Origin of the sequence: Mycetocola zhujimingii (genome assembly GCF_003065425.1) — a bacterium.
Lineage (GTDB): Bacteria > Actinomycetota > Actinomycetes > Actinomycetales > Microbacteriaceae > Mycetocola_A > Mycetocola_A zhujimingii.
Map to the genome: position 1 here is coordinate 1,530,522 of NZ_CP026949.1, position 13,888 is coordinate 1,544,409.

The window sequence follows — 13,888 nt, forward strand, 5'->3', positions numbered from 1 at the left end:
TAGAAGCTTTCCGGGTAACGGCAATCCTAGGAGCGAGAACCGGTCTCGCTTGTGGCGGCGGTCTCTCGGGATTCGACGGCTGGGAGGTCAGGCTCGCTGACGTCCACGTAGTCCGAATCCGTGTGTGTCGATTGTACACCGGCGTCGGTACCGGACCACTCACGGCCGGGAACGTACGGGCTCGGCTCGAGGCCCGTGTGGCGCCTGGACTGAACGACGACGATGAGGATGCCGACAACGATGGCGAGCAGTGCCGCCCAGACGTTGACGCGGAGACCGAGGATTACCTCGCTCGGGTCGACACGGATCGATTCCCATACCGTGCGGCCGAGGCCGTACCAGATCAGGTAGAGGCCGAGAACCTTGCCCCACTGCAGCCGGAACCGGCGCTCGAGGATGAGCAGGACCGCGACACCGGCCAGGTTCCAGATGACCTCGTAGAGGAACGTCGGGTGGAAGAGGGTTCCCGCCGGGAGGCCCTGGGGCCAGGCCGCGTTGGATTCATCGATCTCGAGTCCCCACGGGAGCGTGGTCGGTGTGCCGAAGAGTTCCTGGTTGAACCAGTTGCCGAACCGCCCGAACGCCTGAGCCAGAAGCAGGGCAGGTGCAACGGCATCCGCGAAAGTCCAGAACCTGATGCCGGTCATCCTGCAGCCCAGCCACGCACCGATCGCGCCACCGATGAGCGCGCCAAAGATGGCGATCCCGCCCTCCCAGATGTAGAGGGTACGCAGCAGGTCGGCGCCGGGGTAGAAGTAGTCGTTGGGGTGCGTCAGGACGTGGAAGACCCGCGCTCCGACGATGCCGAGCGGCACCGCCCAGAGAATGATGTCGAGGACGACCCACGGCTCAGCTCCGCGGCGGGTGAGGCGCGCGTTGGTCAGAAATGCAGCGGCGACGATGCCGGCGAGAATGCACAGGGCGTAGAAGTGGATGGTGAAGTTGCCCAGCTGGATATAGCTGACATCTGGACTGGGGATGCTGAGGTGGAAGGACACTGAGCTCCACGCCTTTCTCGGTATGACTCTTCGGACGTGCGCGTATAACTCTAGTTCTCGACGGCGCGGCCCTGTGACAGCTCACGCGCAACGGCAGCGACGCTCGAGATCCCGCCGGTGGCGAGGGCGTTCACCAGTGCGGAACCGACGATGGCTCCGTCCGCGTACTCGAGGACTTCCCGCACCTGGCTTGCCGTGGAGATACCGACGCCGACGCAGGCGTTCTCGGCGCCGACCTCACGGAGACGCGCGATCAGGCCCCTGGCCGCGGAGTCGACGTCGCTCCGGGCCCCGGTGATTCCCATTGTGGATACCGCGTAGACAAACCCGCGGCTCGCCTCGACGACTTGCCTGAGCCGTTCGTTCGTCGATGACGGTGCAGCGAGGAAGACCCGGTCGAGGCCCGCGCGCTCCGATGCGCTCAGCCACGGTTCGGCCTCATCGGGGATGAGGTCTGGCGTGATGAGCCCTGCTCCCCCGGCGGCCGCGAGGTCGTCGGCAAACCTGTCGACGCCGTACTGAACAACAGGGTTCCAGTAGGTCATGATCAGCACTGGCACGTTCACCTGCGACGTGATCCGGCTGACCGCCTCGAACCCGTGCCTCAGCCGGAAGCCGTTGGCCAGTGCCTGCTGTGTCGCCTGCTGGATGACCGGGCCATCCATGACGGGGTCGGAGTACGGCAAACCGAGCTCGATGATGTCGACGCCGCTCTCGGCGATGGCGACCGCGGCGTCGACACTCTCGTCAAGCGTGGGGAAACCGGCGGGCAGGTACCCGATCAGGGCTCCTGTACCTTCGTCGCGGCGAGCCTGAAGAACGGATGCCACGCTGGTCACGATTGTTCTGCTCCCGAATCGATGAGGTCGAAGTAGCGGCCGGCTGTTTCCATGTCTTTGTCGCCGCGGCCGGACAGGTTGATCAGGATCGTGGCGTCAGGTCCGAGTTCCTTGCCGAGTTCGAGCGCGCCGGCGAGGGCGTGTGCGCTCTCGATCGCCGGGATGATTCCCTCGGTGCGGCTGAGCAGCCGGAGGGCGCTCATCGCCGCAGCGTCTGTGACCGGTCGGTAGGTTGCCCGGCCGAGGTCTGACAGCCACGCGTGCTCAGGTCCGACGCCCGGGTAGTCGAGCCCGGCCGAAATCGAGTGCGATTCGATGGTCTGTCCGTCTTCGTCCTGCAGCAGGTAGCTGCGCGCGCCGTGGAGAACACCCGGACGCCCCTTGGTGATGGTGGCGGCGTGCCTGAGCGTTTCTGCGCCCTCGCCGGCGGCCTCGAACCCGTAGAGGGCGACGTCGGTGTCGTCGAGGAACGCGTGGAAGATGCCTATCGCGTTCGATCCGCCGCCGACGCACGCGGCGACGGCATCCGGGAGCTTGCCGGTGAGCTCGAGGACCTGCGCCCTGGCTTCCTCACCGATGATCTTCTGCAGGTCGCGGACCATCGCGGGGAACGGGTGAGGGCCGGCAACGGTACCGAAGATGTAGTTGGTTGATTCGACGTTGGTCACCCAGTCGCGCATGGCGTCGTTGATGGCGTCCTTGAGGGTGCGGGACCCGGTCTTGACAGCGACAACTTCCGCGCCGAGCAGGCGCATTCGAGCGACGTTGAGGGCCTGACGTTCGGTATCGACCTCGCCCATGTAGATGACGCAATCGAGTCCGAACAGCGCAGCGGCGGTCGCGGTTGCGACGCCGTGCTGACCGGCTCCGGTCTCGGCGATCACACGGGTCTTGCCGATGCGCCTCGTGAGAAGCGCCTGGCCGAGAACGTTGTTGATCTTGTGCGAACCCGTGTGGTTCAAGTCCTCCCGCTTGAGGATCATCCGAGCCCCGCCGCCGTGGGCTGCGAACCTGGGCACCTCGGTGATGATCGATGGGCGCCCGGTGTAGCTCCGGTGAAGCTCGGTCAGCTCAGCGGCGAACGCCGGGTCGAGTTTGGCGAGCTCCCACGCCTCCGACAGTTCGTCGAGGGCGGCGATGAGTGACTCGGGAACGAAACGTCCACCGAACTCGCCGAAGTATGGACCAGTTTCGTCCCGTAAAGCCATGTTTATACCGCCAGGAATTCGCCGAGTGTGAGGATGGGATCGTTTGTCACGAGCGCTTCGCCGATGAGCACGACGTCGGCACCTGCCGCGCGGTAGTGAGCCACGTCTGCCGGTGCGAGTACCGCGGACTCAGCGACCCTGATGACCCCCGATGGGATCTGGGAAGCGAGAGTGCCGAAGAGATCGCGATCGAGTTCGAATGTGGAGAGGTCGCGGGCGTTGACGCCGATGAGTTCTGCGCCGAGGTCGAGAGCCTGCTCGAGTTCTTCCGCGCTGTGGGTCTCGACGAGTGCGGTCATTCCGAGTTCGCGGATGAGCGTGTACAGCTCGCTGAGGGTCTTCGTGTCGAGGCCGGCAACGATGAGCAGTGCGAGATCTGCTCCAGCGGCGCGCGCTTCGAACACCTGGTACGGGGTCGAGATGAAGTCCTTGCGCAGGACGGGAATCGACACAGCACCGCGGACCTCTTCAAGGTCGGCGAGCGATCCCTTGAACTTGCGTCCCTCGGTGAGCACGCTGATGGCACTCGCTCCCCCGGCCTCGTATGAGACCGCGAGCTGGGCCGGGTCAGGGATATCGGCGAGCTGCCCGCGGGATGGGCTCGCCCGCTTGACCTCGGCGATGATCTTGACACGATCGGCCGGCGCGAGCGCAGACAGGGCGTCGAGAGGGGCTGGTGCGGCAAGCGCAGCGGCTTCCACCTGCGACAGCGAGCGCTGAAGTTCACGCTCGCGAGCGTCGGAGAGGGCGCCGGCCATCAGATCGGCCAGCACGGTACTAGTGCTCCTTGGGGGCGGACTTCGGGCCGTTGACGCCGTAACCGGCCTTCTTCATGATCCAGCCGACAATGGCGCCGACGACGACGAGTCCTGCGGATGACCACACGAGCCACGGCGTGTCGAACCAGAAGGCGATGGTGCCGACGGCGAAGCCGATCAGCATGATGGTGATGGCCGTCCAGGCGGCAGGTGAGTGGCCGTGTCCCGGTTCGTTTGACTCGTCGCTCATGGGTCTCCTTCAGTCTTGGTGCAGTTTCATTCTATCGGGTGGCGGTGAGGCCAGTCGCGTCACATCGGTCCGCGTCTCGTTGCCCGCCAACGGCGGGAAGCACACCCCCGGTGGGCTTTACTTCGTGGGGTCGTCGCCCCGTGTGAGGTCGTCCCAGCTGTCGACAGCATCCGGCATCTCGGCGGTCGCCACAGGCTCGAGCCGTACCGCTGAGTATTTCTTCGACGAGCGCGGCCACGAACGAGCCGTGACCACGATGCCGATGCCGGTGATGGCCGTGGCGATGCCGAGAACAAGGGTGATGGCAGGCCACGGGGTCACGGCAGCAGAGTCGACGACGGCCGCTATCGATTCGGTGCCGGCGATGCCTGTGGCATCCGTCACGGCGGCTCCGGCCGCGCCGACCGGGTCGGTGAAGACGAGCACCGCCGAGAGCGCAACGCTGGCCCCGAGTACCACCTCGAGGATGCCGAGGAGGTAGCGGAAACCGATGCCCGCTATGGCGAGAGCGGCGCCGAGGGCGAGGGATGCCAGAGCGAGGGCTGCGAGGGCGGGAGCAGCGACAGCACCGTCGACGGCGAGTTCGTCGCGCGCCGGTGCCGCCAGGGCGACCGTGAGCCACTGCTGCGTCCACGCGATGAGGGTGAGACCGGCGAGAGCGAGCGCGAGCAGCATGAGCGTGTACTTGACCCGCTTGCCGCTCCGGGCGTCATCCGGCGTCACCTCACTCACATGACCCTCGTCATGGCGTTCGCGACGGCGACGGCCCGAAGTGGCGCCGCTGCCTTGTTCTGCGATTCCAGGAACTCGCTGTCCGGGTCGGAGTCGGCGACCAGGCCGCCTCCGGCCTGAACATGGGCGACACCGTTCATGATCGTGGCAGTGCGGATGGCGATCGCCAGGTCGATGTCACCGGTGAAGGCAAAGTAGCCCACCACTCCCCCGTAGACACCACGCTGAGCCGGCTCGAGTTCGTCGATGATTTCGAGCGCGCGAGGCTTTGGGGCTCCTGACAGCGTGCCGGCCGGGAAGGTCGCCCGGAACACGTCGATACCCGACGCGCCCGCCGTGAGGTTTCCCTCGACGCTCGACACGAGGTGCATGATGTGGCTGAACCGCTCGATCCGCATGAACTCGGTGACCTCAACCGTGCCTGCGGTGCAGACCTTCAGCAGGTCATTCCGAGCGAGATCGACGAGCATGAGGTGTTCAGCGCGTTCCTTCTCGTCTGAGGCCAGCTCTGCGGCAAGTTCGGCGTCACGCTCAGGGGTTTCGCCCCTAGGCTTGGAACCGGCGATCGGGTGGGTGAAGACCCGGCCCTTCTGCACCTTGACGAGCGCCTCAGGCGACGAGCCCACGATCGAATACGGCGTGCCATCGACGGTGTGGAGGTTGATCAGGTACATGTACGGGCTCGGGTTGAGACTCCGCAGGATCCGGTATACGTCGATCGGGTCTGCAACGCACTCCTGATCGAAGCGCTGCGAGACGACGACCTGGAAGATGTCGCCGTTGCGGATGTGTTCCTTGGCGGTGACGACCGAGTCGAGGAAGTCCTCTCTGCGTGTGCGATGCTTCGGGTCAGCCGCTGTGCCGAGGTCAACGTGGGCGAGCCACGCCTGGCTGGGTTCTGCCAGCCTGGACTGCATCGAGTCGAGCCGCTCCTGGGCGTTCCGCCACAGGGCCTCTGCGTCGTCGAGCCCGTCGTTGAGCACGTTGGCGATCAGCTGGACGGTACCGGTGCGGTGGTCGATGACGACGAGGTCGGCGACGAAGGAGAGCGCCTGGTCCGGCACGCCCACCTCACGGACCGGCTGGTTGGGCAGGCGTTCGATCTGCCGAATCGCCTCCCAGCCGATGAAGCCGACGAGGCCGCCGGTGAGCGGCGGGTGCCCGTCGACGGGTGGAGTTTCCCATCGGCTGTGCAGTTGGGCGATCGCCTCGAGCGGGGTCAGCCCGTCGATGGAACCGAGCGCGCGCTTGGCACTCATGCCGTAATCCAGCCAGGCGGTCGCGTCGTTGTTCTGCGTCAGAACGCCGAAGCTCGACACCCCGACAAAGGAAAACCGCGACCAGATCCCGCCCTGCTCCGCAGATTCGAGCAGGAAGCTGCCCGGGCGGCCGATGGCGAGCTTGCGGTAGATGCCGACCGGAGTCTCACCGTCGGCGAAGAGTTCACGGATGACGGGAATCACCCTGTGCTCGCCGGTGAGTTCACGGAACCCGGCGTGCGTCGTCGTTCCCGGCTGTGCGTGGTGCTTAGTCATCGTCGCCTCCGCTGTCGGTGTCACCGTCATCGGGGATGTCGCCGATCACGGGGCTGAGGTCGCGCGAGTCGAAACAGGTTCTCGTGCCGGTGTGGCAGGCGACCCCCACCTGCTCGACCTGGATCAGCAGCGTGTCGTTGTCGCAGTCGAGCGACGCTCCGCGGACGTACTGCGCGTTGCCGGAGGTGTCACCCTTCCGCCAGTATTCGGAGCGCGACCGTGACCAGAAGGTCACCCGGCCCTCGGTGAGGGTCCGGCGAACCGCCTCGTCGTTCATGTAGCCGAGCATGAGCACCTCGCCGGTGTCCCACTGCTGGATGATCGCAGGCACGAGTCCGTCCGCGTTGAACTGGATGGATTCGATCGTGGATGAGACGCTCATGAGCGCACCAGTATCCCTTCGCTGCGGAGTTCGCGCTTGACGTCGTCGATGGTGAGCTGTCCCGAGTGGAACACGCTCGCGGCGAGAACCGCGTCGGCACCGGCCTTAATGGCCGGCGGGAAGTCCTCTACTCGGCCTGCGCCGCCCGACGCGATGACGGGAACCGTGCTGATCTCGCGCATGAGCGTGAGCAGTTCGAGGTCGAAGCCTTCTTTTGTGCCGTCGGCATCGATGGAGTTGACGAGGAGCTCGCCCGCTCCGCGTTCGATGGCTTCACGCGCCCACTGGAGTGCATCGAGTGTCGTCTCGGTCCGTCCGCCGTGTGTCGTGACGACGAACCCCGATTCGGTGGTTTGTGACCTCTTGACGTCGAGCGAGAGGACGAGGACCTGTGCACCGAACCTGTCGGCGATCTCGCCGAGCAATGCCGGCCTCGCGATGGCAGCGCTGTTCACGCCGACTTTGTCAGCACCGCTGCCCTGAAGGCGTGCAACGTCTTCCGTACTCCGGATGCCGCCACCGACGGTGAGAGGGATGAACACCTGTTCCGCGGTCCTCGTCACCACGTCGTACGTTGTCGCCCGGTTGTCGACGGTTGCTGTGACGTCGAGGAACGTCAGTTCGTCCGCGCCCTGTTCGTAGTACCGTCGCGCGAGGGCGACCGGGTCGCCGGCGTCGCGCAGGTTCTGGAAGTTGACACCCTTGACCACCCGGCCGTCAGCGACGTCGAGGCAGGGAATGACACGTCGCGCCAGGCTCATCGTCGTCCTGACCTAGAGCCGCGCCGCGTGGATGGCGCTCACCAGGATGGCGCGCGCGCCGATCTCGTAGAGAGCGTCCATGATCTGGTTGGTGCGTTCGCGAGGAACCATGACCCGGACGGCCACCCAGTCCTTGTCACGAAGCGGAGAGACCGTCGGCGATTCGATACCGCCGGCAATAGCCGTGGCCTGGTCGAGGAGGCGTTCAGGCAGGTCGTAATCCATGATCACGTACTTGCGTGCGACGAGAACTCCCTGCAGTCGGCGCAGCAGGGTCGTGAGTCCCGGCTTCTCCTCAGGCGCACCGATGAGTACGGCAGTGGATTCGAGGATGACCGGCCCGAAGATGTCGAGTTCAGCCTTGCGCAGTGTGGTGCCTGTCGACACGACGTCGGCGACGGCATCCGCGACGCCAAGCCGAACCGCTGACTCAACAGCCCCGTCGAGCGGGACGAGCTTGACCGTGACGTTGTGCTCGGCGAGAAATGCGCCGACGAGGCCGGGGTAGCTTGTCGCAACCCGCAGGCCGGAGAGGTCTGACAGTTCGCTGAAGCGGCCGATCGGGCCCGCGAAACGGAACGTGGAGTCGGCGAAGCCGAGGCGTTCGATCTCGATCGCCTCTGACCCTGAGTCGAGGAGCAGGTCGCGGCCGGTGATGCCGACGTCGAGCGCGCCCGAGCCGACATAGGTGGCGATGTCGCGGGGGCGCAGGAAGAAGAACTCGACACCGTTGCGTGCGTCGATGAGGTGGAGTTCCTTTGGATCCCTGCGGCCGGCATATCCGGCTTCTGACAGCATCTGGGCTGCGGTGTCGGCGAGTGAGCCCTTATTGGGCACTGCAATTCTCAACATCTGGTTTTCTCTCGTTCGGAGCGGTTCTGATCGACTGTGTGACTGGGGATTACCCCGGCATCACAGATGTCGATAGACGTCCTCCGGGGAGAGGCCCTTGGCGATCATGAGCACCTGGAGGTGGTAGATCAGCTGGGAGATCTCTTCGGCGGTCTCGGCGTCGCTCTGGTATTCAGCGGCCATCCAGACCTCGGCGGCTTCCTCGACGATCTTCTTGCCGATGGCGTGCACGCCCGCGTCGAGCTCACGAACGGTGCCGCTGCCCTCTGGCCTGGTTTCGGCCTTTGAGCTGAGTTCCGCGAACAGGTCGTCGAATGTTTTCACAGTACTCAGGGTACTAGCGTTTCGGGCCCCGGGCGTGCGAGTGCGCTGAGGCGGCCCTGCGAAGCAGATCGATCTGCAGGCCGGGATTGTCGGCAGCGAACACGCTCGAGCCGGCAACGAAGGTGTCTGCACCGGCTTCGGCCGCGATCCCTATGGTGTCCTCGCTGATTCCGCCGTCGACCTGCAGCCAGATATCCGAGCCGACCCTGCCCGCTGCCTCGCTGAGCATCCTCAGCTTCGGCATCGTCTCCGGCATGAACTTCTGCCCTCCGAAGCCGGGCTCGACAGTCATGACGAGAACGAGGTCGAACTCGTCGAGGATGTCGAGGTATGGCTCGATCGCGGTGCCGGGTTTCACGGCGATCCCCGCGCGTGCGCCGATGTCACGCAGCCGCCTGGCGACGGCGACGGGGCTGTCCGTCGCCTCCGCGTGGAAGGTGACCGAGTACGCGCCGAGCTCGGCGTAGCCGGGTGCCCAGCGCTCGGGGTCGTCGATCATGAGGTGCACGTCGAGAGGAACAGGCGAGACCTGCTGGATTCGTTCGACCATCTGCGGACCGAAGGTGAGGTTCGGGACGAAGTGGTTGTCCATGACGTCGACGTGGACGAGGTCGGCTGAGCTGATCGAGCTGAGCGCACTCTCGATGTTCACAAAGTCAGCGGCGAGGATGCTCGGGTTGATCCGGATCGACATGGGGAGAGCCTAACCGAGCCCGTCAGGCTTTGCTGATGAGGGTGATGAACATGGCGTCGGTGCCGTGACGGTGCGGCCAGAGCTGGACTGTCGTACCGTCGCGGTCGGGCTGCTGGTCGCCGAGTTCAACAGGTTCGAGCACGAACGAGTTCACGACGGACGCTGTGTCGAGGAGCGTCGCCCTGTCCCCGAGGCGCCTGAGCGCGTCGAGAACGACGCCACGCGACTCTGCGAGGTGGGGCGAGCAGGTGACGTACGCCAGCACTCCACCCGGCTTCAGGGCTTCGAACGCCGAGAGGAACAGCGACTGTTGCAGTTTGGTCAGGTCGCCGACGTCCCTGGCCGTCTTGCGCCAGCGGGCCTCCGGCCGTCGCCGCAGGGCGCCGAGACCGGTGCACGGTGCGTCGACGAGGATCCTGTCGTAGGTGGCGGGGTGCAGGTCGCCGATCGTGGTCCCGTCAATTTCCGTCACCTCGATGTCGCCAGGCACCGGCGCTACGGCGCGGCGAACCAGTTCCGCACGCGCCGGAACGACCTCGTTCGCCGTCAGGCGTGCTCCGCCGATGGCGGCTTCGGCACCGAGCAGGGCGGTCTTGCCGCCCGGCCCCGCACAGAGGTCGAGCCACAGCTCCCCCTCGCTGACCGGCATCGCCCTGCTGAGCGCGAGCGCGGCAATTTGCGAACCTTCGTCCTGCACCCGAAGCCGACCGGCTTCGGAGCGGATGGCGGTATCCGGGTCGCCGCCGTCGAGGACAAACCCGAACGGCGAGAACGTGTCTGGCTCTGCGCCGTCGGGAATCTGGGCGAGTCCGGGAAGCGCAATGAGGTTCACCCTGGGCGCCACGTTGTCTGCTGCGAGCAACTGTTCGAGCTCGTCGCTCCTGCCCTCGGCGGCGAGTGCCTGGCGGAACGCGCGCACGATCCAGGCCGGGTGGGCGAACTCGGCGGCGAGCCTCTCATCGTTGGTCTTCGTGGTCGCGAGCACCCTCTCGCGCCACTCGTCGGCGGATGACCGGGAGATGGTGCGGAGCACTCCGTTCGTGAACCCGACCGCAGAGCGCGACCCGACGCTCCTCGCGAGTGCGACCGACTCGTTCACCGCGGCGTGCGGCGCCACACGGGTGGCGAGCAGCTGGTGGGCGCCGAGCCTGAGCACATCGAGGATGTCCTCGTCGATCTGCGCGACCGGACGGTTGGCGGCAAGCTCGATCACGCGATCGTAGTATCCGCGCATCCGGAGCGTGCCGTACGTCAGCTCGGTGGCCAGTCCGGCATCCGCTGTGCCGAGAGCCTGTCGTTTGATGAGGGTCGGCAGCAGGAGGTTGGCGTACGCGTCGTCGCGGCTGACCGCGTTGATGACGTCGAACGCGACGCGGCGTGCTGGCTGGATGGAGGCTGGGGATTCGGGTGCGGCATTCATTGTGTGGTTCTACTCTGCCACGATCTGAGGATCCGGCCCGAGCCCCCGCCACCAGTCAGCCGCGCGCATCGCCGGTTTACCGGCCGGCTGGACCGTGTCGAGCTGGAGAGCCGTCGAGGCGGTGCCGATGAGCACCTCCCGCTCGGAGAGGGCGAGCACGCCGGGTGGAAGGGTGACGTCAGGGCGCGGCCTCATGCCGAGGATCTTGAACCGGGCACCGCCGATCGTCGTGTGCGCGCCGGGTTCGGGCGTGACGCCCCTGAATCGGTTGTAGAGAGTTTCGGCGTCGTTGGTCCAGTCGAGTCGGCCATCCTCGATCCTCAGTTTGGGCGCGATGGTCACCGAACCGGACTGCGGAACCGCGCTGGCGCGTCCACCGGCGATGTCGTCGACGACCCGGACGAGCAGTTCGCTTCCGGTGACGGCCAGCTCGCCGAGGAGGTCTGCCGCCGTGGCGTCAGGAGCTATCGGGTGCTCGACGGTGCCGAAGATGTCGCCGGCGTCGAGCTCAGGCACGAGCTGGAAAACACTTGCTCCAGTCACGGTGTCACCGGCGATGAGCGAGCGCTGCACCGGTGCTGCTCCACGCCACGCAGGCAGCAGAGAGAAGTGCAGGTTGATCCAGCCGAGCCGGGGCGTCGAGAGCAGCGGCTCCCGCAGCAGTCCCCCGTACGCGACGATCACACCGAGGTCGACGTCAAGAGCCCGGACGCGGTCGGTCACGGCATCGGTGAGGCGGTTGGCCTTGAGAACGGGAATCGAGTGCTCCTCGGCCACCAGGGCAACGGGCGACGGGGTGAGAACGCGCTTGCGGCCGAGCGGAGCATCCTCCCGCGTCAACACGGCGACGACGTCGTGGTCGCTGTCGATCAGGGCGGTGAGGCTGGAAACAGCGACAGCCGGTGTTCCGGCGAAGATCAGCCTCATACGGAGAACTGCGTGGGGGCGGAGGGGTGGGACAGGCTCATGACAGGATCTCCGGGTCGTCGAATCGTACTCTCAGTGTAGGCACCTGCCGGTACGCGGCCTTGCCCGCCGGCGGCTTGCGCCTCGTGGTCGCGTTCTTCACCACGGCCGCCCTGAGTTCGCGAGCGGCGGCCTGCGCCTTGCCGTAGTCGAGCCGCAGAATGGTGCGCACGCCGTCTGAGGTCGGCACTGGGCCGAGCACGTCAGCCGGGACAAGCGATGTGACGGCCGCGACGGCATCCCGAACCGCCGTGTCATCTCCGGTCACGGATGCCACACGCACCGCCGGCGGGAATCGGAGGGTTCGCCTGTCGGCGAGTTCAGCGGACGCGAACGCCGGCTGGTTCCAGGTCGCCACGGCCGTGGCGAGAGTGCCGGCGACCCCGGTGAGGATGACAGGCGCACCCGGTGCAGAGAGGGCAGCGGCGTTGGACCACCAGCGCAGGCAGTCCTCCGCGATGCGGAGCGATTCGGCAGCGAGCATCCGATCGCCGTCGAGAAGCAGTACTGCGGCATAGCCACCGTCGGCGACAGGCTCCGCTCCCCTCGTTGCGACGACGAGGGCTGGTGACCCGGAAACCCCGGTGACCTGGCGTTCGCCGTCCGAGACCACAACGCGGACGCCGGGGAACGCGCGACCGAGTTCCTCTGCGGTCCGTCCCGTCCCGCGGGTGACGAGCCTGAGCTTCGTTCCCTCACAGTTGTCGCACGCCCAGTTGCCCGCGATGGCACCGCACAGTGTGCACGCGGGCTGTGCGCCGGCGCGAGGAATCCCGAGCGGCCCGTGGCACGCGGTGCAGCGCGCGGCCTGTGAACACCTGGCGCACGCGATCACCGGCGCGTAGCCCGGCCGAGCTACCTGGACGAGCACGGGGCCGGTCTGGATTGCCTCCTTGGCCTGCCGCCACGCCATCGAGGGGATGCGCGCGGTTACGGCCCCTGACTCCGCTTCGTTCGAGGTCGCTGTGAGCATGACCCTCGGCGTGTACACGCGGCTTGGGCCGACCGGGGTGACAAACCCGATCTCCACCAGCCGCTGCACGTCCGTGCTCCGAGTGTGGCCGGCAAAGACGAGTGCGGCCCCTGATTCCTCCTGGCGCACGAGTGCGGCGTCGCGAGCGTGTACGTACGGCGCCAGTGGCTCCGCGTGCAGGGGATCTCCGTCGTCCCACACCACGATGAGCCCCAGACGGGCAGCAGGTGCGTACACGGCCGACCGGTTGCCGATGATCACGCGCGGCTGAGTGGTAAGGCAATCGAGGAACGAACGGTATCGCTCGGCGTTGGACTGCCTGGCGTCGACCCTCGTCAGCTGTTCCGGCGGGACGATCCGTTCGAGCGCGGCCTGGAGCTGGTCCTGGTCGCGGTAGTCAGGGAGCGCGACAATGACCGAAGAGCCGCTGGCGACGACCCGTGCGCTGAGTTCGGCGATGGTCAGGGCCCATCGGCCCACCCAGGCGGTCCCGAGGTCGGTCACCGTCGGGATCGCAGCAAGCGCGATCCGGCTCCCCGCGTCGATGGCGTCGCCGAGGGACTCCGGGTAACCGTGAATCGGCAGCGGGTGTTGTCCGGGCTCGGAGTCTGGCCCGTTCGCCGGAGCATCAGCCGCCGGTGCATCAGTGGCCGAAACATCGCTGGCCGGAGCATCCGTGGCCGGAGCATGGTTGGCCGGAGCTTCGGGCACCGGGGCGTCGTGCGCCGGAGCATCCGTTGTCACATCAGCGTCGTGATCAGCAGTGGCGTCCGTCGCCGCCTGTTCCGCCTGTTCCGCGACCCAGGTCTTCTCCACGCGAACCTGGCGCGGCGGGATAGCGAGTCGCAGGATGTCTGTCGCTGAACCCGCCGCCCTGTCGGCGAGCCGGCGCGCCAGGCTCCACAGTTCCGGCGTGAGCACCGGGACGGCCGAGACGACGGAATCGAGCGGGCTGAGCGTTCCGTCGAAGCCCTCTGCCTTCGCCACGACGTCGACGATGTACCCCCGCGACAGTCGCCCAGCCGAGCGGAACGGGACCATGACCCTGACACCGGGTACGGCCGTTTCGGCGAGCTCAGGCGGGATGCTGTAGTCGAAAAGGTGATCCAGTTGCGGGAGCGGTGAGTCGATGGCGACCCTCGCGACGTGACCTGGTGCGGGGTTCACCGGCGCGCTGTCGGCCGGTGCGGTCATGG

At 66.6% G+C, this 13,888-nt stretch carries 15 protein-coding genes; all 15 read right to left on the reverse strand.

The window, feature by feature from the left end:
- Positions 1 to 26: 26 nt before the first annotated feature.
- The 15 genes from lgt to C3E77_RS07310 all read right to left on the reverse strand — a co-directional run bounded on the left by lgt (position 27) and on the right by C3E77_RS07310 (position 13,886).
- Positions 27 to 998, reverse strand: a complete 972-nt coding sequence (gene lgt / locus C3E77_RS07240) for a prolipoprotein diacylglyceryl transferase (protein WP_232528782.1) — start codon at positions 996 to 998, stop codon at positions 27 to 29.
- Between the two features lie 50 nt (positions 999 to 1,048).
- The gene (trpA, locus tag C3E77_RS07245) at positions 1,049 to 1,828 is read right to left on the reverse strand and encodes a tryptophan synthase subunit alpha (RefSeq protein ID WP_418288067.1); all 780 of its coding nucleotides are present in this window, start codon (positions 1,826 to 1,828) and stop codon (positions 1,049 to 1,051) included.
- Between the two features lie 5 nt (positions 1,829 to 1,833).
- Positions 1,834 to 3,045, reverse strand: a complete 1,212-nt coding sequence (gene trpB, locus C3E77_RS07250) for a tryptophan synthase subunit beta (RefSeq protein WP_108391017.1) — start codon at positions 3,043 to 3,045, stop codon at positions 1,834 to 1,836.
- 2 nt (positions 3,046 to 3,047) lie between these two features.
- Entirely contained in the window at positions 3,048 to 3,818 is a 771-nt protein-coding gene (gene trpC, locus C3E77_RS07255; RefSeq protein ID WP_108391018.1) for an indole-3-glycerol phosphate synthase TrpC, read from the reverse strand.
- Between the two features lie 4 nt (positions 3,819 to 3,822).
- A complete protein-coding gene (locus C3E77_RS07260) occupies positions 3,823 to 4,053 on the reverse strand; it encodes a DUF6704 family protein (RefSeq protein ID WP_108391019.1) in 231 nt (76 codons plus the stop codon).
- Between the two features lie 117 nt (positions 4,054 to 4,170).
- On the reverse strand, positions 4,171 to 4,785 hold the full coding sequence (locus tag C3E77_RS07265) for a Trp biosynthesis-associated membrane protein (protein WP_234031333.1): 615 nt from the start codon (positions 4,783 to 4,785) through the stop codon (positions 4,171 to 4,173).
- Complete coding sequence (locus C3E77_RS07270; RefSeq protein ID WP_234031334.1) at positions 4,782 to 6,320, reverse strand: anthranilate synthase component I; 1,539 nt, start codon at positions 6,318 to 6,320, stop codon at positions 4,782 to 4,784. The genes C3E77_RS07265 and C3E77_RS07270 overlap by 4 nt, the downstream gene beginning before the upstream one ends.
- Positions 6,313 to 6,702, reverse strand: coding sequence for a phosphoribosyl-AMP cyclohydrolase (gene hisI, locus C3E77_RS07275; RefSeq protein WP_108391021.1), 390 nt, complete (start codon positions 6,700 to 6,702; stop codon positions 6,313 to 6,315). Before hisI ends, C3E77_RS07270 begins: the two co-directional genes overlap by 8 nt.
- Positions 6,699 to 7,463 (reverse strand): imidazole glycerol phosphate synthase subunit HisF, encoded by a 765-nt coding sequence (gene hisF, locus C3E77_RS07280; protein WP_108391022.1) that lies wholly within the window; start codon positions 7,461 to 7,463, stop codon positions 6,699 to 6,701. Before hisF ends, hisI begins: the two co-directional genes overlap by 4 nt.
- A gap of 12 nt (positions 7,464 to 7,475) precedes the next feature.
- Positions 7,476 to 8,315, reverse strand: a complete 840-nt coding sequence (gene hisG, locus C3E77_RS07285) for an ATP phosphoribosyltransferase (protein WP_108391023.1) — start codon at positions 8,313 to 8,315, stop codon at positions 7,476 to 7,478.
- A gap of 60 nt (positions 8,316 to 8,375) precedes the next feature.
- Positions 8,376 to 8,639 carry a phosphoribosyl-ATP diphosphatase gene (locus C3E77_RS07290; RefSeq protein WP_108391024.1) on the reverse strand — a complete coding sequence of 88 codons (264 nt, stop codon included), beginning with the start codon at positions 8,637 to 8,639 and terminating at the stop codon, positions 8,376 to 8,378.
- 13 nt (positions 8,640 to 8,652) lie between these two features.
- On the reverse strand, positions 8,653 to 9,333 hold the full coding sequence (gene rpe / locus C3E77_RS07295) for a ribulose-phosphate 3-epimerase (RefSeq protein ID WP_108391025.1): 681 nt from the start codon (positions 9,331 to 9,333) through the stop codon (positions 8,653 to 8,655).
- A gap of 22 nt (positions 9,334 to 9,355) precedes the next feature.
- Entirely contained in the window at positions 9,356 to 10,753 is a 1,398-nt protein-coding gene (locus tag C3E77_RS07300) for an RsmB/NOP family class I SAM-dependent RNA methyltransferase (RefSeq protein ID WP_108391026.1), read from the reverse strand.
- Between the two features lie 9 nt (positions 10,754 to 10,762).
- Positions 10,763 to 11,680 (reverse strand): methionyl-tRNA formyltransferase, encoded by a 918-nt coding sequence (gene fmt / locus C3E77_RS07305; protein WP_108391027.1) that lies wholly within the window; start codon positions 11,678 to 11,680, stop codon positions 10,763 to 10,765.
- A gap of 37 nt (positions 11,681 to 11,717) precedes the next feature.
- A complete protein-coding gene (locus tag C3E77_RS07310) occupies positions 11,718 to 13,886 on the reverse strand; it encodes a primosomal protein N' family DNA-binding protein (RefSeq protein ID WP_108391028.1) in 2,169 nt (722 codons plus the stop codon).
- Positions 13,887 to 13,888 lie beyond the last annotated feature (2 nt).